Consider the following 17,973-nt stretch of genomic DNA (forward strand, 5'->3'; position numbering starts at 1 on the left):
CGACGGGGCGATCTTGCCGGCAAACCCCGGTCCGCGGCTCGGAATGACGAGGTGCGGACCGCGCGTTTCCGGTGGAGTCGGTCAGCGGTAGTCGCTGGTCGGTGGCAGCGGGTCCCGGCGCATCAGCGGGTAGAGCTGCTTGCGGGCCACCAGCACGCACACCACGAAGGTGATCACCGCCCCCGTCACGGCCTGCGGCACGACGTAGGCGCGGCCGTCGAAGGTCGAGCCCGTCGGGGGCAGGATGATGGCGATGAAGGCGCTCGTCGTCATCGCGAAGCCGCGGAAGCGCTTGGCCACCACGGCGGTCGCCAGCGGCAACGCCGCCCAGAGGACGTACCAGGGCTGGAGCACCGGGCCCAGCACGAGCACCGCGCCCAGGCCCGCGCCGAGGCCGTTGACCGCCTTGATCCGGCCCCGGAAGCTCTTCCACAGCAGGGTGACCACGATCGCCACCGACACCGCCTGGCCCAGGATCCTCGCCAGGGCGATGGTGGCCTCGGTGTGGTTGCCCAGAGACAGGGTGATGCCCAAGCCGCCCGCGAGGTAGCCGAGCGCCGTCGGCGGGGACATCCAGCTCTTCACCGTGGTGGCCACGTTGAGCGTCGACGTCCAGCCGAAGCCGTAGCCCGTGCCGAGGCAGACCAGCGCGGTGACGGCGGCGGCCACGACCGTCATGAACGCGGCGGCCCGCACGAGGTCGGAGAACCTGGCGCCGAGCCTGCGCGCGACCATCACGCCGAGGAAGCCGAGCGCGAGCATCGCCGGGATCTTCACCATGGCGCCCATCACGATCATGGTGGCGCCCAGGACGACCCACAGCAGCTCCTCGCGGGTCACGGGTGGTGGCGCGGCCCCGCGCTTGACGACCGGCATCTTCCGCAGCGCGAGTTCGAGGCCGACGAGCATGAGGCCGATCGCCAGACCGTCGTTGTGCACGCCGATGACGATGTGGAACAGCACCAGCGGGTTGAGCGCGCCCAGCCAGAGCGCGCCCACCGGGGGGACGCCGAAGCGGCGGGCGAGCCTGGGCAGCGCCCACACGATCATCGCCAGGCCCACGAGCGCCAGCAGGCGGTGCAGGAAGACGCCCGGCAGGACGTGGTCGCCGGTCAGCATCGCGATGACCCGGCCCCCGGCCAGGAACAGCGGGCCGTACGGGGCCGGGGTCTCGCGCCAGATGTTCGGCACGTTCATCGTCAGCGGGTGTTCCACGCCGAGCGCCGTGGCCGGGCCCAGCGCGTACGGGTCCTGGCCGCGGGCGGCGATCTCGCTCTGCGCGAGGTAGCTGTAGACGTCGCGGCTGAACATGGGGAGCGCGAACACCAGCGGCATCGTCCACATGAGCAGGGTCCGGTCCACCTGGCTGCGGGTGGCCAGCCGGACCCGGCCGGGGCGGACGAACCTGGCCAGCCACAGCCACGCCGAGACGATCATGAACACGCCGGTCCACACGAGTCCGATCGCGACGCTGGGCATCCGCACGAACAGACCGAGCACGGGCGTGCCGGGCAGCGGGCTGAAGACCGGGGCCGCGCCCGCGCCCAGCGAGCCGACCACCATCAGCAGGGCGCCGACCGTGCCCCACCGCCGGATCACGTCGAGCTGCCTGCGTTCGGGCGCGTCGAGTGGACCGGGTTCGGTCGCCGTCACTGCCGCACTGGTCCCCACTCCGCCTGCCGCCACGTCGAGAGGGTAGCGACCAGGTGCGACGGGTGACTCGGGTCACCCGACCGGGGCGGATCTTTGCGACCTCGACCGAAATAAGCAACACTGGTGTTGTGAAATACGCCGGGACCGATTCGCCCGCCTCCACAGGCGGTGTCGAAGCACCCTTCGCGCCCCACGGGCACGACGGGCGGACCAGGCGGGGCGTCGCCAGGCTGCTGCTGGAGCAGGGCCCGGTCACCGCGGCGGCAGTCGCCGAGGTGCTCGGACTCAGCCCGACGGCGGTGCGCAGGCACATCGACGCCCTCGTCGCCGACGGCGAGGCGACCAGCAGGGAAGCACCCCGGACGGGCCAGCGCGGTCGTGGCCGCCCGGCGAAGCTCTTCCTGCTGACCGAGTCGGGACGGGCCCGGTTCGGGCACGCCTACGACGACCTCGCCGTGGCCGCTCTGCGGTTCCTCGCCGAACAGGGCGGGGATGAGGCGGTACGGGCCTTCGCGGAACGCCGGATGACCGCACTGGTCGACCGGCACCGCGCCGCCATCGCGTCCCTCCCCGGTCCGGTCGAGAGGGCCAAGGCCCTTGCGAGCGCGCTGAGCAGGGAGGGATACGCTGCCTCGACGCGCAACGTGGGCGCGGGGGAGCAGTTGTGCCAGCACCACTGCCCGGTCGCCCACGTGGCTGCCGAGTTCCCACAGTTGTGCGAGACCGAGACGGCGACGTTCGCCGACCTCCTCGGATCCCACGTGCAGCGACTGGCGACGATCGCACGCGGCGACGCCGTGTGCACCACGCACATCCCGAACACCGCAAAGACCCCAGATGGAGGGGAGCCCGCATGACTGCCGCTGCCGAGCAGCGCACGCCCACCACGGTGCAGTCTGAGCCGCTCAGCCAGGAAGAGACCCTGGCGAGTATCGGCAACTACGAGTTCGGCTGGGCCGACTCGGACGCCGCCGGTACGAGCGCACGCCGAGGCCTGAACGAGGACGTCGTCAGGGACATCTCGGCGAAGAAGAGCGAACCGGGGTGGATGCTGGAGCACCGCCTGAAGGGGCTGCGCCTGTTCGAGAAGAAGCCGATGCCGACGTGGGGTTCCGACCTCTCCGGCATCAACTTCGACTCGATCAAGTATTTCGTGCGCTCGACCGAGAAGCAGGCGACCTCGTGGGAGGACCTGCCGGAGGACATCAAGAACACGTACGACCGGCTGGGCATCCCCGAGGCGGAGAAGCAGCGCCTCGTGGCCGGTGTCGCCGCGCAGTACGAGTCCGAGGTCGTCTACCACCAGATCCGCGAGGACCTGGAGGCGCAGGGCGTCATCTTCAAGGACACCGACACCGCGCTGAAGGAGCACCCGGAGCTCTTCCAGGAGTACTTCGGGTCGGTCATCCCCTCGGGTGACAACAAGTTCTCCGCGCTGAACTCCGCGGTGTGGTCCGGCGGCTCGTTCATCTACGTCCCCAAGGGCGTCAAGGTGGACATCCCGCTCCAGGCCTACTTCCGGATCAACACCGAGAACATGGGCCAGTTCGAGCGCACGCTGATCATCGTCGACGAGGGTGCCTACGTGCACTACGTCGAGGGCTGCACGGCGCCGATCTACTCCTCGGACTCGCTGCACTCGGCCGTGGTCGAGATCATCGTGAAGAAGGGCGGCCGCTGCCGCTACACGACGATCCAGAACTGGTCGAACAACGTCTACAACCTGGTCACCAAGCGCGCCAAGGCCGAAGAGGGCGCGACCATGGAGTGGATCGACGGCAACATCGGTTCCAAGGTGACCATGAAGTACCCGGCGGTCTTCCTCATGGGCGAGCACGCCCACGGCGAGGTCCTCTCGATCGCGTTCGCGGGCGAGGGCCAGCACCAGGACGCCGGCGCGAAGATGGTCCACATGGCACCGCACACCTCCTCGACGATCGTGTCGAAGTCGGTGGCCCGCGGTGGTGGCCGCACGTCGTACCGCGGCCTGGTGCAGATCAACAAGCGGGCGCACCACTCGAAGTCCACGGTGAAGTGCGACGCGCTGCTGGTCGACAACATCAGCCGCTCGGACACCTACCCCTACGTCGACGTCCGCGAGGACGACGTGCAGATGGGCCACGAGGCCACGGTCTCGAAGGTGTCCGCCGAGCAGTTGTTCTACCTGATGTCGCGCGGCCTCACCGAGGACGAGGCCATGGCCATGATCGTGCGCGGGTTCGTCGAGCCCATCGCGCGCGAGCTGCCCATGGAGTACGCGCTGGAGCTGAACCGCCTGATCGAACTCCAGATGGAAGGGGCCGTCGGCTGACATGGCCGTTTCAACAGAGGCCCAGCACGGCCTGTCCGACCACTCGCACGGCGCCGGGGCAGCGATCCCGGTGTCGTCGCGGGCGGACCACTTCGCCTCGTTCGACGTCGACGCCTTCGAGGTGCCCGGCGGCCGCGAGGAGATCTGGCGCTTCACCCCGATGAAGCGGCTCGCCAACCTGCACGACGGCGCTCCGGCAACGGGTTCCGCCTCCGTGGAGGTCAAGGCCGCCGAGGGCGTCGCCGTCGAGACCGTCCAGCGCGGCGACGCGCGGCTCGGTGTCGCGGGCACCCCCAGCGACCGGATCGCCGCGCAGGCGTGGTCGTCCTTCACCGACGGCACGCTGCTGACCGTCGGCAAGAACGCGGAGATCACCGACCCGACGCTGGTCACCGTGACCGGCGCCGGTGTCGGGCAGGTCGCCTACGGGCACCTCCAGATCCGCACGGAGCTGTTCTCCAAGGCCGTCGTGGTGATCGACCACCGCGGCTCGGGCGCGTACGCGGACAACGTCGAGTTCGTGGTCGGCGACGGCTCGCACCTCACCGTCATCTCGGTCCAGGACTGGGCCGACGACGCGGTGCACGTCTCGTCGCACCACGCCTCGCTCGGCCGCGACGCGACCTTCCGGCACACGGCCATCACGCTGGGCGGCGACGTCGTCCGCCTCACCCCGACCGTGACGTACACGGGCAAGGGCGGCGACGCGGAGCTGAACGGCCTGTACTTCGCCGACCACGGCCAGCACCTCGAACACCGCACGTTCATCGACCACGCGGTGTCGAACTGCCGCAGCAACGTCGTCTACAAGGGCGCGTTGCAGGGCGAGGGCGCGCACACGGTGTGGATCGGCGACGTGCTGATCCGCGCGGCGGCCGAGGGCACCGAGACGTACGAGCTCAACCGGAACCTGGTCCTCACCGACGGCGCCCGCGCCGACTCGGTGCCGAACCTGGAGATCGAGACCGGCGAGATCGTCAGCGCGGGCCACGCGAGCGCCACGGGCCGCTTCGACGACGAGCAGCTCTTCTACTTGCAGGCCAGGGGGATCCCGGAGGACCAGGCGCGGCGCCTGGTCGTGCGCGGCTTCTTCCACGAGATCCTGCTGAAGATCACCGTTCCCGAGGTGCGCGAGCGCCTCGAGGCCGCGATCGAGGCCGAGCTGGAAGCAGTAGGCGTGTGATCAAGGCCTGTGCACTGTCCGAACTGGACGACCGCAAGCCGTTCGCGGTCGACGTCGACGGCACCCCCGTCGTCGTCGTCCGCGACGGGGAGCGGGTGCACGCGCTGCACGACCTGTGCTCGCACGCGGCGGTGTCGCTGAGCGAGGGCGAGGTGACGAAGCAGGGGATCGAGTGCTGGCTGCACGGTTCCCGCTTCGACCTCACCACCGGTGAGCCGTCCTCACCGCCCGCCAGCGAGCCCGTCGACGTCTACTCCGTCGAAGTACGCGACGGCGACGTGTACGTCGCCGTCCCCCAAACCTGATTGACCACGGGAGAACAGCAGCATGGCCACGCTTGAGATCAAGGACCTGCACGTCTCGGTCGTCACCGACGAAGCGCCCAAGGAGATCCTCAAGGGCGTCGACCTGACGATCAAGGCGGGCGAGACGCACGCCATCATGGGGCCCAACGGTTCCGGCAAGTCCACCCTGTCCTACGCCGTCGCGGGCCACCCGAAGTACACGGTGACCTCCGGTTCCGTGACGCTGGACGGTGAAGACGTGCTGGAGATGAGCGTCGACGAGCGCGCCCGCGCGGGTCTCTTCCTCGCGATGCAGTACCCGGTCGAGGTTCCCGGCGTCTCGATGTCGAACTTCCTCCGCACCGCAGCCACCGCGGTCCGCGGCGAGGCCCCGAACCTGCGCCACTGGGTCAAGGAGGTCAAGGGCGCGATGTCCGAACTGGACATCGACCCGACCTTCGCCGAGCGCAGCGTGAACGAGGGCTTCTCCGGCGGCGAGAAGAAGCGCCACGAGATCCTCCAGCTCGGCCTGCTCCAGCCGAAGATCGCGATCCTGGACGAGACCGACTCCGGTCTGGACGTCGACGCGCTGCGCGTCGTGTCCGAGGGCGTCAACCGCTACAAGGCCTCCGGTGAGGTCGGCGTCATGCTGATCACGCACTACACCCGGATCCTCAAGTACATCTCGCCCGACTTCGTGCACGTCTTCGCGAACGGCCGCATCGTCGAGTCCGGCGGCCCGGAGCTGGCCGACGTGCTGGAGAACGAGGGTTACGTGAAGTACACCGGCAGCGCGGAAGCAGCGAAGGTCTGAGGTTGTTGCACCTGTAGGACCCGTACCGAGAGGAGGCGTCGGACCAGTGACCACCACAGCCACTCCGCTGGACGTCGTCGCACTGCGCGAGGACTTCCCGATCCTGGCGCGCACCGTTCGTGAAGGCAAGAGGCTGGTCTACCTGGACTCCGGCGCCACCTCGCAACGGCCGACGCAGGTGCTCGACGCGGAACGGCGTTTCCTGGAGACGTCGAACGCGGCCGTGCACCGCGGCGCGCACCAGCTCGCCGAAGAGGCGACGGACGCGTACGAGAGCGCTCGGGCGCGGATCGCCGACTTCATCGGCGCCACGCCCGACGAGCTCGTGTTCACCAAGAACGCCACCGAGGGCGTCAACCTCGTCGCGTACGCGATGGGCAACGCCGCCACGGCGGGCCCGGAGGCCGCGCGCTTCCTGGTCGGCCCCGGCGACGAGATCCTGATCACCGAGATGGAGCACCACGCGAACCTGGTGCCGTGGCAGCAGCTCTGCCTGCGCACCGGCGCGACGCTCCGCTGGTTCGGCGTCACGGACGAGGGCAGGCTGGATCTGTCCACACTGGACGAACTGGTGACGCCGAGGACCAAGGTCATCGCGTTCACCCACCAGTCCAACGTCCTGGGCACCGTGAACCCCGTGGCGGAACTCGTCGCCGCGGCTCGTCGGGTCGGCGCGCTGACCGTGCTGGACGCGTGCCAGTCGGTGCCGCACTCGAAGGTCGACTTCCACGCACTCGGCGTGGACTTCGCGGTCTTCAGCGGCCACAAGATGCTGGCCCCGTCCGGGATCGGCGTGCTCTACGGCAGGCGTGAACTGCTGGAGGCGCTGCCGCCGTTCCTCACCGGTGGATCCATGATCGAGATGGTCCACATGGCGAAGTCGACCTTCGCGCCGCCCCCGCAGCGGTTCGAGGCGGGTGTGCCGATGACGTCGCAGGCCATCGGTCTCGGCGCGGCGGTGGACTACCTGTCCGCCGTCGGCATGGACCGCGTCGCCGCGCACGAGCACCTGCTCACCGAGGCCGCGCTGGCCGGGCTGGGCGAGATCCGCGGTGTGCGGATCATCGGCCCGACGTCCGCCGTGGACCGCGGTGGCGCGGTGTCGTTCGACATCGAGGGCGTGCACGCCCACGACGCGGGCCAGGTGCTGGACAGCCTCGGCATCGCCGTCCGGGTCGGCCACCACTGCGCGTGGCCGCTGCACCGCAGGCTGGGCGTGCAGGCCAGCGTCAGGGCTTCCTTCTACCTCTACAACGACCTCGACGAGGTGACCGCACTGCTGGACGGTGTCCGCGAGGCGCAGCGGTTCTTCGGGGCGGGATGACGCATGCAGCTCCAGCAGATGTACCAGGAGATCATCCTGGACCACTACAAGAACCCGCACGGCCGCGGTCTGCGCGACCCGTACGACGCCGAGTCGTTCCAGGTCAACCCGACCTGCGGTGACGAGGTGACGTTGCGCGTCAAGCTGGACGGCGAGACCGTCGCGGACGTGTCGTACGACGGGCAGGGCTGCTCCATCAGCCAAGCCTCCACCTCGGTGCTGACGGACCTGGTGATCGGCAAGTCGGTGGGCGAGGCGTTCAAGAAGTTCGACGCGTTCGTCGAGCTGATGCAGAGCCGCGGCACCCTGGAACCCGACGAGGACGTCCTGGAGGACGGCATCGCCTTCGCGGGCGTTTCGAAGTACCCGGCGCGCGTCAAGTGCGCGCTGCTCGGGTGGATGGCTTTCAAGGACGCGGTCGCCCGCAGCGAAGGAGCAAAGGCATGAGCGAGCAGGACACCGAGGTGGTCCGCGGCGTCGAGGGGCTGCCCGTGCCGCCGTCCCCCAAGGCGGACGTGGCCGCGATCGACGACCTGGAAGAGGCCATGCGCGACGTCGTGGACCCCGAGCTGGGGATCAACGTCGTCGACCTGGGCCTCGTGTACGACCTCCGGGTGGAGGAGGGCAACGTCGCGATCATCGACATGACGCTGACGTCGGCCGCCTGCCCGCTGACCGACGTGATCGAGGACCAGACCCGCGCCGCGCTGACCGGCGGACCGGGCGGTGGCCTGGTGGACGACTTCCGCATCAACTGGGTGTGGATGCCGCCGTGGGGCCCGGAGAAGATCACCGACGACGGCCGCGAGCAGCTCCGCGCGCTGGGGTTCACGGTCTGACCGGAAGACGTGCCGAAGGGCCCGCCCGAATTTCGGGCGGGCCCTTTCGCGTTTCAGGCGCCGGTGAACCCGTAGGTCTCCGCCATCCGCCGCACCGCTTCACCCGCGTGCGTCCTCACCTCGTCCAGCGGCAGGCCTACCGGTGTCGTCACGCCGACGGCCAGCGGACCGGACCGGATCGTGCGGGGTTCACCGAACTCCGACAGGTCGACCATGTCCAGGATCGTCATCGGCCGTTCGTCCCCGCTGGTTCCGGGACGTTCGCCTTGCAGGTAGAGCTCCAACCGCGGCGCGCCGGCGGGGGGAAGTGCGACGGGGTCCTCGGTGAAGGCGAGCAGCGCCGTCGTGGTGGAGACGTGCCACCCGTGGGTGAAGAAGTCCCTGGCTTCGTCGAGCGTCAAGCGCGGGTCCTCGGCCACCTCCACCGCTTTCGTGATCGCGCCGAAGTCGACTCGAAGGTCGACCACGATCTCCGCGCCGCTGAATCCGTTGGGGGCCAGGCACGAGTGCACCACCAGCGCCAGCGCGGGGCGATCGTCCTCGCCGACGAACGCGAGCTGGTGAGCGCTGAACCGAGTGTTGTTGTGGTCGTGCGGCCCGTTGACCTCCTGCCAGGTGACGTCCTCGGCCGCCAGTCCCCACCGCTCGGCCAAGCGCTTGCCGAACTCGGTGGCACTGGAAAGGTCGAGGGCGGCGACCAGACGAACTCGGCCGTCGGCGGTGATCCTCAGGTCGTCGGTGGCGAACGGGACCCTCGCCGCGACCCTGAGTCGAAGATCCACCCTGCTGGACGACGTGTCCCACAGGTCACCCATCCGGAACGCCTCGTCGTCGAACGAAACCTGCGGACGCCACACCCACTCGTCGGTCGACCGGCGAACCATCTGGCCCCGTGGGCTCCAAGAGCCCCCCGCCAGTTCGACGACGTCGTCGTCCAAACCGACGATCCGACCTGGCGAGCGTGGATCCGACAGCGGGAAACCGACTCCCGCCGTCCCGCCGTCCGGGAACCCGAAGGCGCCGAGCACCTCCCACAGCGCTCGGGTGGCGACCCCCGCCCGTCGTCCCGGCTGCTTGTGGATCACGACGGGTGGCTGCGCGGGCGTGCCCTCGAAGTGCTGCACCCACCCCGGCCCTTCCCGCAACACCCTGCCCAGTGCGTGACCGAGACGCGCGGCGCCGCCCGCCGCCTCAAAGACCGGCTGGAACTCCACCTCGTGATCAGGCTCTCCGGGCAGGGCGTTCGTGCCCGGCCCGTCCGACGCGGAGAACACGACGTTGCGGACTTCGCCCACCTGGAGGACGTTCTTCGCGGAACCGTAGATCGCGTTCGTCACGGTGTGGGAATGAGGGGTTCTGGTCGTCCGTCGACGCCACCAAGCAGCCATCCGACGAGTTTCGCCGATCACCGGCGGGCACGGGTCCGAATCGACGAACTACCCCGCGGCCGTCTGCTCCACCAGCAGGTCCACCACGTCCACCAGCTCCCCCCGCCGCTGGAACGCCCTCCGCTGCCGGGCCGCCCCAGAACCGTCCAGCAGGACCCGGTCCACCCCGTCCGTCACCAGCTCGTAGTCGCCCGCGGCCTCCAGCGCGGGCCGCGCCCACGTGACCAACTCCTGGACCTGCGTCGACGCCCGGACCAGCGCGCCGGTGCGCAGGTCGACGTTCGTGCCCTCCACGCCGTCCCTGGCCGCCCGCCACAGCGCCGCTCGCAGGGCGTGCGGTGCCACGTCGAGCGCGGGCACGCGTGAGCTGAGCGCCATGGCCGCCACGCCACGGGTCAGCGCCGCGATCAGCACGGCCTCGTCCACCGTCGCGGCCACGTCGCACACCCGCAGTTCCACGGTCGGGTGATTGGCGGACAGCCGGACGTCCCAGTAGACGGTGGCCGTGTCCATGGCCGCCCCGCTGTCCAGCATGCCTCGCCTCGCCTGCTGGTACTCCTCGCCGGACGCGAAGTGCGGCGGCGCCCCGGCGGAGGGCCACGGGCTCCAGGACAGGTAGCGCCACGACGAGTAGCCCGTGTCCCGGCCGTCCACGAACGGGGAGTTGGCGCTCAGCGCCAGCAGCACCGGCAGCCACGGGCGCAGGTGGTTGCTGATCAGCACGCCCGCGTCGTCGTCCGGGATGCCCACGTGCACGTGGCAGCCGCAGATGGTCAGCTCCTGGACCAGCTTCCCGTACTCGCCCACCATCCGCCGGTAGCGGGGGTCGTCGGTCAGCGGAACCGGTTTCACGTCCCCGAGGATCGGCGTGCCGGTGGCGACGATCTTCGCCCCGTGGGTCGCGGCCATGCTCTTCAACGCCGACCGGGTGGCCACGAGGGAGTCGCGCACCTCGCTCATCGACCGGCACACCGGCGTGGCGCTCTCGACCTGGAACTCCGTCAGCTCGGCTTGCAGGTCGTACGGCGATTCGGTGCCCAGCACGGCGGGCGCGAGCGGCGCGACAGTCCGCGTCACCGCGTCCACCAGCAGGAACTCCTCCTCGACGCCCACGGTGAGGGCTTTGTCGAAGAGCGTTCGGGGACGGGGAAGCTGACTGGTCTCGGTCGTGCCCACGATGGCTCCCGGTGCTCAGGGTAGTCCGATCAATGCTATGAGTGACGAACCCGGGGCACATGCGGCGTATTGGCGAACTGTGCGCGCGGATGGCGTCAGTTTCGAACCCCCAGGACGGCTGCCAGCTCCGAGCGCCTGCTGACGCCCAGTTTCGCGTACGCGCGGCCCAGGTAGTTGTCGACGGTACGCCGGGAGAGCGCGAGGTGCTCCGCGATCCACCTGCTCGACCGGCCTTCCGCCGCCAGCCGGGCGACGTCGCGTTCGCGCCTGGTCAGCGTGCTGCCGACGGCCCGGTCGAGCAGCGGGGTCCGGGCGGTCGACGTGGTGCGCTCCGCGACGGCGTTGGCGCGGGACCGCAGGCCCGCCGACCGGTAGAGCCGCGAGGCCACGGCCGCCGCCTCCGCGGCGTGCACGGTCAGGCCGTGCGCGGCGAAGACGAGACCGGCCTGGTCGAGCTGCTCCGGGTCGTCGTCCGCCAGCCCGGCGGTGGCGGAGGCGAACGCGTGCACCAGCCCGTCGCCCATGGTTTCCGCCAGCGCGGCCAGCCGGTCCCGCACGCCCGCGGCGTCACCCAGGCGGGCGGCGTCGTAGAGGGCCATCGCCTCCATGGTCGGGAGGTGGTGGTCCGCCGCGGTTCGTGCCGCCTCCCTGGCCGTGCCCGCCGCGGCACGGCCGTCACCGCCCGCCGCGAGCACCCAGGCCCGGTCCAGCGCGATCCACGGCAGGAACAGGCGGGTCACGCGGCGGTCGGCCCGGTCCAGCAGCCGCGCCGCCAACCGCGGCTCGCCGTTCAGCGCGTGGGCGCCCGCCAGTTCGGCCAGGCTGGGCGCGGCCAGGCGGAACGTGTCGTAGCCCGCCAGCAGTACGAGCGACTCGCGCAACGCCGCCGCGCCCAGCGCGACGTCCCCTCGGGCTTTCGCCGCCGCGCCGCGCATCCCGGCCCACGCGCCGACCAGCGTGGTCATCTCCTCGGCCACGGCCGCCGCGTACCGGTCCTCGGCGATGGCCGCGACCTCGACCACGCGGCCACCCGCGAGCAGTCCCATGCAGTAGCCGAAGTCGACCTGCACGGGCCCCCACGGGAACCGCTCCCGGTGGGCCTCCGCCACGGCCAGCGCGTGCCGGTGGATCGCCCCGGCCCGGTCGTACCGCCCCAGCAGTCCCGCCGCCGCCCCGGCCGCGGTGCCGGCCCAGGCGGTGGACTGGGGATCGACGTCCGGGCGGCGCAGCACGGCCGCGCCGACGCGCAGCGCCTCCTCGCAGCGGGCGTCGAACAGCAGGATCCACGACCGGCTGGCCTCGGCCACGCAGTGCTCGGCGTCGACCAGGACGCGTTCCGCGCCCGCCGCGTCACCCTCGCCCCAGAAGAGGACGTCGGCACGGGTGACCGCCCAGCGGACCCGCGCCGACACGTCCTCCGGCGCCACGGGCATCGCGGCCTCGGACTCGTCGTAGCGGCCGGAGTGGTTCAGCACCTCCGCCAGCACGTGCTCCGCCCGCCAGCCGCCGTGCTCGACGGCCGCCCGCGCGAGGCGCTCGGCGGTGGGCAGGTCGAACCGGTCCATCGCCTGCTCCGCCGCGGCCAGCATCACCTCCGGGTTCCCCGGCGACCCCGCTTGCAGGTACCAGAGGCCTGCTCGCAGCGCGTCGTCGCGACGGCGCATGGGGGTGCGGGTCACGGCGTCCGCCAGACCGCCCGCGATGTCCCTGATCCGCGCGGGCGACGTCGTCCGGCGCAGCACCTCGCCGTAGAGGGGGTGCCCCAGCCTGCACACGAGGCGGGCACCCGCGCGTTCGGTGACGACCAGCCCGTCGCGCTCGGCCCGCGCGACCGACCGCCGGGACACCACGTTCTCCAGCAGTGCCAACGGAAGCGGCTCACCGCACGCGACCGCCTCCAGCACCTCGCGCACCGACTCGTCCACCACCCGCAGGCGGTCCGTGATCACCTCGACCAGCCGGGTGGTCGGCTTCGCCACCCCCGCCCACCGCCACACACCCCGCCGGCGCCTGAGCGAACCACTGTCCACACCGGACCGCAGAGTTTCCCGCAGCAGCAACGGGTTCCCGGCGCTCACCCGGCGCAGCCGCCTGCGGCTCACCGGGTCCAGCGCGCCGTCGAACGCGCGGTCCAGCAGTTCGTCCACAGCGGACGGCGACAGCCACGGCAGTTCGATCCGCTCGGTCAGCCCCTCCTTCCACAGTGACGTCAACGCGTCCGGGCACGGTTCGCCGTCGCGCAGCGCCAGCACCACGAACGCCAGACCGTGCGCCACCAGGTGCAGCACCACCGCGGCGGACGCGTCGTCCAGCAGGTGGCCGTCGTCCACGACCACCACCGCGTCCGCCCGCGAGGTGAAGCGCCGCGCCACCGCGCGCAACGCCGCCACCCGGTTCCCGCCCGGCACGCCGTCGTCGGGCAGCAGGTGCGACACCGCGCCGAACGGGATCACCGCCGTCGCACGGGTCGCGGTCACCCACTCGACCGCGCGACCACCCGCCGCGAACCGCTGCGCGGCCTCCCTGGCCAGCCTGGTCTTGCCGACGCCCGCCGCACCCGAGAGCACGACACCACCGACCACCCCCGCCGCCCCGACGACCGCGCGCAACTGCGCGTCCCTCCCGACCAGCGGCCACCCATCACCCAGCAGTGGTCGACGAGGTGCCATCACGTCCCCTCCGCCGTTCGGCCCAGGCAGAGCAATTCCGTTGCTCTACCAACAGGTTCCGGCCACTCGTAGCGTCCCGCGTCGTCCTACGAGCCACAAGGAGGGAAGCCATGCGCAACCATCTCGCCGCACTGGCCATCGCGGCGCTCGCGGTGCTGCTCGCACCACCGGTCACCGCCTCGGCGGCGGTCGGCCAACTCGACGCCGTGGTCAACGCGGCCGGGTACGGCAGGTCCGCCGACCTGCCCATCGGGGAGTCGCGCGACGGCGTCGCGCTGGAGTCGTCCGCCGTCGCGTTCGGCACTAACCTCGCGCCGTTCCAGGCCAGTGCGGCGCCGACGCCGTGCACGCAGGTGCTGGCCAACCGCGCCGTCGTGCTGACCGACCACCAGGGCCACCAGCTCACCGCGTGCCTGACGTTCGTGTCGTTCGGCCAGGTCAACTTCTACCTGCCGCGCGCGAACGCCCCGTTCGTGCCGCACGACTCGCTGATCGGCGAGGTCAGGCTGGTCGACACGACCAACGGGAACACCGTGTCCAGGAAACCGCTGCCGATCAGGGGGATCACCCCCGGACTGTTCTCCGCCGACTCCACGGGCTTCGGCCTGCCCGCCGGGTACGTCCTGCGGGTGCGGGCCGACGGCAGCCAGTCGCAGGAGCCCATCAGCGGGGGCGTCGACCTCGGTCCGGCGGGTGACCGCGTGTTCCTGGTGCTTTACGGCACGGGCATCAGGCTGCGCACGCCCGGTCGCAACGCCTGCGTCGTGTTCGGCGGGGTCGTCTCCGGGGGCGAGTACCGGCCCGGCACGTTCATCTGCGGCGCCCAGGTGCCCTACGCGGGGCCCGCCCCCGGCATCACGGCCGTCGACCAGGTCAACGTCGAGGTCCCGCGCGACGTCCCCGACGCCATCGGCGCGGAGGTGTTCCTCAGGGTGTTCCTCGACGACCCCGGCCAGGCACCCGCCTTCGCCCGGTGGAGCAACGTCCTGTCCGTCGCGATCCGCTGATCACGCCGCCGGTCGGGGGGACCCGGTCTCCCCGACCGGCCTGCCGCGCAGCACGTCCGCCCGCTCGTTGCCCGGCCTGCCCAGCACCCAGCTACTGCCGTGCAACGACTTCGCCTGCGCCTTCAACGGCGCCAGCAACCGCGACACCTCCCGGTACGACGGCACCGAGCCCGCCGCGCAGATCAGCGTCGCGAACGACAGCGTGACCACCATGCCCTCGGCGTCGAACACCGCGTCCAGCACGCCGGTCGCCATCGGCACGATCTCGTCCAACCCGGCCACGACCAGGAAGTCGTCCCCGCCCACGTGACCCACCTGCGCGGACGGCCACTCCGCCGCGGCCTCCGACAGCGCCCGGCCGATCGCCCGGATCAGCTCGTCACCCGCCGCGAACCCGACGCCGTCGTTGACCCGCTTGAACCCGTCCACGTCCAACCAGCCCACGGCGAAGTAGTCACCCGACATGATCCGCCGGTCCACCTCGCGCTCGACCGCCTCACTGCCCGGCAAGCGGGTCAACGGGTTCAGCGCCGCCGCCTGCTCCACCTTCAACTCGGCGATCCCGCGCACCACGTCCGCCACCCGGACCACACCGAGGCACCGGTCGTCGGCGTCCACCACGACCAGGTCATCGTTGGTCCGCTCCCGAGCGGCGTGCGCGACCACCTCCAGCAGCTCCACCGCCGACGTGCCCGTGCCGACCAGGTGCGGCCGGTCCGCCAGCCGCGCCGCGTCCCGCCGGGCGTGCAGCGCGTGCCCGTACGGGCCGGTCACCGACAGCAGGAACCGGTTGCGGTCCACCGACCAGCGCGGACGCCCGTCGGGATCGACCAGCACCACACCGCTCAGGCTCGGCTGCCCCGCCAGCACCTCGCGCACCTGCTCGGACGTCGCGTCCTCCGGCAGCGTGGTCGCGGGGTGCAGGAAGTCCGTCACCCGAGGCCCGGCCAACCGCCGGATCGGACCGGTGCGCGTCACCGCCTCCGGGTCGTTGGCCTCGCTCAACACCGCCGAGATGGTCGCGTCGACCTTCGGTCTTCGCGACGGCATCGCCAGCAGGTTGCCCTGCGCCAGCCGGACCCCGAGCCTGCGCAGCGCCGCCAGCTCCGGCTCGGACTCCACGCCCTCGGCCACGACCTGGGTGTCCGTGTGCTCGGCGATGTGCTGGAGCGCCTGCACCAGCGCCGCCGCCGACGGGTCCTCCGGCAGCCCGGCCACGACCTCGCGGTCCAGCTTCACCACGTCCGGCCGCGCCTCCGTGAGCAGGCTCAACGGCACGTCACCCTCACCGACCCCGTCCAGGCCGATCCGGAACCCGTCCGCGCGCAACCGCTCCAGCCCGCGCACCAGCAGCCCGCGCCGAGCACGGGAGTACGGGGTGCCGATCTCGACCACGACGGTCGACGGGTCGCGGCCCGCGTCGCGCAGCGCCCCGTAGAGCGGGGCGAGGAACTCCGGCCGGTCGGCGACCGTCATCGCCAGCAGGTTGAGGTGCAGCGGCAACCCGAGGTCGTGGTCCGCCGCGAACCCGACGGCACGGCAGGCCAGGGCGACATCGGTGTTCGTCAGGTACCCCGCGCGGTAGGCCATGCGCAGCAGGTCCTGCACGCCGCCGTCATGAGGCCGGGCCAGCGCTTCGACCGCGACGACACCCCCGGTGTGGAGGTTGAACAGCGGCTGGAAGGCGAATCGGACGTCATCCAGCAACGCGGGCACCCGACGATCGTGCCTGGTCGATCATCGTTTGCCGAGGTGGTTCACCAGGTGTTCACGACATCTTCGACCGGTGTCACCGGTCCTGCGGCGCCAGCACCAGCGTTCGGCGCAACCGCCACGGCGCGTGCCGGAACAGCTCGGCCATCGCCTTCGTCGCCCCGGCCACGTCCTCCCGGTCGGACAGGTAGGAGCGCCGCAGCTCGTCCGGGAGCCGGAAGAACAGGTCGAAGAACTCCGGCACCTGCTCCGGCGGCATCGCCAGCAGCGCGCGCAGCCCGTGGCGGCGCATCGTGTGCACGAGCTTCGCGGCCGGGGACCAGACGATCTGCTTCGCCGCCGCCCGCGCGGCCCTCGGACCCTTCGGCAACGCGTCGGCGACGGCCTCGGCCACCAGCGGGGCCAGCGTCAACGTCGTCGCGACGCTGTACCCGGTCGCGGGGTGCACCAGCGCCGCCGCCGCGCCGAACGTCAACCGCGTCGGCCGGCTCAGGTCCACCGGGAAGCGCACCTGCTCCTCCACGGTCGTCGGCGCGATGCCGTGCCCCGCGAGCCGCGACGCCAGCCGCGTCCGCAGCTCGGCGACGGGAAGACCGGGCCGCCGCGCCAGCGACGTCTCCTCCAGCAGCACGCGGTCCGGGCCGAGCGGGACGGCGTAGAGGAAGGTCGGCCACTCGACGCCCGTCACCGGCGGCTGCCGCCAGTCCATGATCAGCGCCTCACCGTCGTCGAGCACGGCCTTCGCCTCTTCCTTGGTGACGACGACACCCGCGGCCGTCTGCTCCACCCGGCCCCGACTCGGCGGCGCCCCGGTGGCGTCGACCACGAGCGCGGCCGTCAACGTCCGCCCGTCGGCCAGCCGCACGGACGACCGGTGCGGGCCGAGCGTGATGCTGGTGGACTTGCCGACCTCCACGCGCACCGCGGGTGGGAGGAGGTGGAGCCGCGTGTTGTCCAGGACCACGTATTCGCGGTCCAGCACGTGGTGCTCCACGCCGATGGCCCGCGTCACAGGCGCGCGCACCGCGATGGGAGTTTCCTTCGGCAGTTCATCCGCCCACGCGCCGTAGGTCGACGTCCACGGCTTGTCGGGGCGGGGGTCGACGAGCGTCGTCTCCAGTCCGGCCTCCGCACAGGAGCCCGCCAACGCCCGCCCAGCGGGTCCACCACCCAGCACGATCACGTCCACGGATCGACGTTATCCCGACCCCCTGGTGTTCCGCCGCGCCCGATCGGGGGTGATTCCGCACGTCAGCGGGTTGTGCGAGCTTTAGGGGACCCCCCGTTGAAGAGCCGTTGGAGGCCCGTGTAAGTTTCTCTCTGCCAGCGCGGAACGGGCCGGAAACGGAACGGAGCGGGGCAAAACCCCAGAACTACATGAAGTACCAGCGTTCCTTGCTGGGTCGGATTCCTCGAAGAGGCCGATTTGACAAGGGAAATGCGGTTCGGATAACTTCTGGAACATAGCAAACTGAATGCGAAGCGAGTTTCTGCTGAGCGAAACGGTCCGAAACGGCCGATTTGACAAGGCGAAAACGGAGTTGCTAAGCTTCAGACACAAACGAAATACCGAATACCTGCCCCGGATCGGGTCGCACTCAATGCGAATCGA

At 71.1% G+C, this 17,973-nt stretch carries 15 protein-coding genes; 9 read left to right on the top strand and 6 right to left on the bottom strand.

What is annotated here, in order from left to right; all coding sequences use genetic code 11:
• Nucleotides 1-81: 81 nt before the first annotated feature.
• Nucleotides 82-1,686, bottom strand: a complete 1,605-nt coding sequence (gene mptB, locus NZH93_RS32185; protein WP_259627025.1) for a polyprenol phosphomannose-dependent alpha 1,6 mannosyltransferase MptB — start codon at nt 1,684-1,686, stop codon at nt 82-84.
• A gap of 95 nt (nt 1,687-1,781) precedes the next feature.
• Between mptB and NZH93_RS32190 the strand changes: the two genes are divergently transcribed.
• The 8 genes from NZH93_RS32190 to NZH93_RS32225 are packed head-to-tail and all read left to right on the top strand — an operon-like array spanning nt 1,782 to nt 8,408.
• Nucleotides 1,782-2,510, top strand: coding sequence for a helix-turn-helix transcriptional regulator (locus NZH93_RS32190; protein WP_372506935.1), 729 nt, complete (start codon nt 1,782-1,784; stop codon nt 2,508-2,510).
• On the top strand, nt 2,507-3,964 hold the full coding sequence (gene sufB, locus NZH93_RS32195) for a Fe-S cluster assembly protein SufB (protein ID WP_259627026.1): 1,458 nt from the start codon (nt 2,507-2,509) through the stop codon (nt 3,962-3,964). The genes NZH93_RS32190 and sufB overlap by 4 nt, the downstream gene beginning before the upstream one ends.
• A gap of 1 nt (nt 3,965) precedes the next feature.
• Nucleotides 3,966-5,147, top strand: a complete 1,182-nt coding sequence (gene sufD / locus NZH93_RS32200; protein ID WP_259627027.1) for a Fe-S cluster assembly protein SufD — start codon at nt 3,966-3,968, stop codon at nt 5,145-5,147.
• Nucleotides 5,144-5,452 (top strand): non-heme iron oxygenase ferredoxin subunit, encoded by a 309-nt coding sequence (locus NZH93_RS32205; protein ID WP_259627028.1) that lies wholly within the window; start codon nt 5,144-5,146, stop codon nt 5,450-5,452. Before sufD ends, NZH93_RS32205 begins: the two co-directional genes overlap by 4 nt.
• A gap of 22 nt (nt 5,453-5,474) precedes the next feature.
• Nucleotides 5,475-6,245 (top strand): Fe-S cluster assembly ATPase SufC, encoded by a 771-nt coding sequence (gene sufC / locus NZH93_RS32210; RefSeq protein ID WP_259627029.1) that lies wholly within the window; start codon nt 5,475-5,477, stop codon nt 6,243-6,245.
• A 46-nt stretch (nt 6,246-6,291) separates the two neighbouring features.
• Nucleotides 6,292-7,569 (top strand): cysteine desulfurase, encoded by a 1,278-nt coding sequence (locus tag NZH93_RS32215; RefSeq protein ID WP_259627030.1) that lies wholly within the window; start codon nt 6,292-6,294, stop codon nt 7,567-7,569.
• A 3-nt stretch (nt 7,570-7,572) separates the two neighbouring features.
• Entirely contained in the window at nt 7,573-8,016 is a 444-nt protein-coding gene (sufU, locus tag NZH93_RS32220) for a Fe-S cluster assembly sulfur transfer protein SufU (protein WP_259627031.1), read from the top strand.
• Nucleotides 8,013-8,408, top strand: coding sequence for a metal-sulfur cluster assembly factor (locus tag NZH93_RS32225; protein WP_259627032.1), 396 nt, complete (start codon nt 8,013-8,015; stop codon nt 8,406-8,408). The genes sufU and NZH93_RS32225 overlap by 4 nt, the downstream gene beginning before the upstream one ends.
• Nucleotides 8,409-8,461: 53 nt before the next feature.
• Here NZH93_RS32225 and NZH93_RS32230 read toward each other — a convergent pair whose 3' ends face one another.
• The 3 genes from NZH93_RS32230 to NZH93_RS32240 all read right to left on the bottom strand — a co-directional run bounded on the left by NZH93_RS32230 (nt 8,462) and on the right by NZH93_RS32240 (nt 13,641).
• Entirely contained in the window at nt 8,462-9,745 is a 1,284-nt protein-coding gene (locus NZH93_RS32230) for a hypothetical protein (RefSeq protein WP_259627033.1), read from the bottom strand.
• Between the two features lie 99 nt (nt 9,746-9,844).
• Nucleotides 9,845-10,972: a carboxylate-amine ligase gene (locus NZH93_RS32235; RefSeq protein ID WP_259627034.1), complete on the bottom strand. Its 1,128-nt coding sequence runs from the start codon at nt 10,970-10,972 to the stop codon at nt 9,845-9,847.
• 95 nt (nt 10,973-11,067) lie between these two features.
• The gene (locus tag NZH93_RS32240) at nt 11,068-13,641 is read right to left on the bottom strand and encodes a helix-turn-helix transcriptional regulator (protein ID WP_259627035.1); all 2,574 of its coding nucleotides are present in this window, start codon (nt 13,639-13,641) and stop codon (nt 11,068-11,070) included.
• Nucleotides 13,642-13,751: 110 nt separating this feature from the next.
• Between NZH93_RS32240 and NZH93_RS32245 the strand changes: the two genes are divergently transcribed.
• The gene (locus tag NZH93_RS32245) at nt 13,752-14,648 is read left to right on the top strand and encodes a hypothetical protein (protein WP_259627036.1); all 897 of its coding nucleotides are present in this window, start codon (nt 13,752-13,754) and stop codon (nt 14,646-14,648) included.
• Here NZH93_RS32245 and NZH93_RS32250 read toward each other — a convergent pair whose 3' ends face one another.
• The gene (locus NZH93_RS32250) at nt 14,649-16,364 is read right to left on the bottom strand and encodes a bifunctional diguanylate cyclase/phosphodiesterase (protein ID WP_259627037.1); all 1,716 of its coding nucleotides are present in this window, start codon (nt 16,362-16,364) and stop codon (nt 14,649-14,651) included.
• Between the two features lie 73 nt (nt 16,365-16,437).
• Nucleotides 16,438-17,550, bottom strand: a complete 1,113-nt coding sequence (locus NZH93_RS32255) for a lycopene cyclase family protein (protein WP_259627038.1) — start codon at nt 17,548-17,550, stop codon at nt 16,438-16,440.
• Nucleotides 17,551-17,973 lie beyond the last annotated feature (423 nt).

This window comes from Umezawaea endophytica, from assembly GCF_025061645.1.
Classification (GTDB): domain Bacteria; phylum Actinomycetota; class Actinomycetes; order Mycobacteriales; family Pseudonocardiaceae; genus Umezawaea; species Umezawaea endophytica.

Coding starts and splice junctions, on each gene's coding strand:
- sufB (WP_259627026.1), top strand. CDS start 2,507: ATGACTGCCGCTGCCGAGCAGCGCACGCCCACCACGGTGCAGTCTGAG.
- sufD (WP_259627027.1), top strand. CDS start 3,966: ATGGCCGTTTCAACAGAGGCCCAGCACGGCCTGTCCGACCACTCGCAC.
- sufC (WP_259627029.1), top strand. CDS start 5,475: ATGGCCACGCTTGAGATCAAGGACCTGCACGTCTCGGTCGTCACCGAC.
- sufU (WP_259627031.1), top strand. CDS start 7,573: ATGCAGCTCCAGCAGATGTACCAGGAGATCATCCTGGACCACTACAAG.
- NZH93_RS32225 (WP_259627032.1), top strand. CDS start 8,013: ATGAGCGAGCAGGACACCGAGGTGGTCCGCGGCGTCGAGGGGCTGCCC.
- NZH93_RS32240 (WP_259627035.1), bottom strand. CDS start 13,641: ATGGCACCTCGTCGACCACTGCTGGGTGATGGGTGGCCGCTGGTCGGG.
- NZH93_RS32245 (WP_259627036.1), top strand. CDS start 13,752: ATGCGCAACCATCTCGCCGCACTGGCCATCGCGGCGCTCGCGGTGCTG.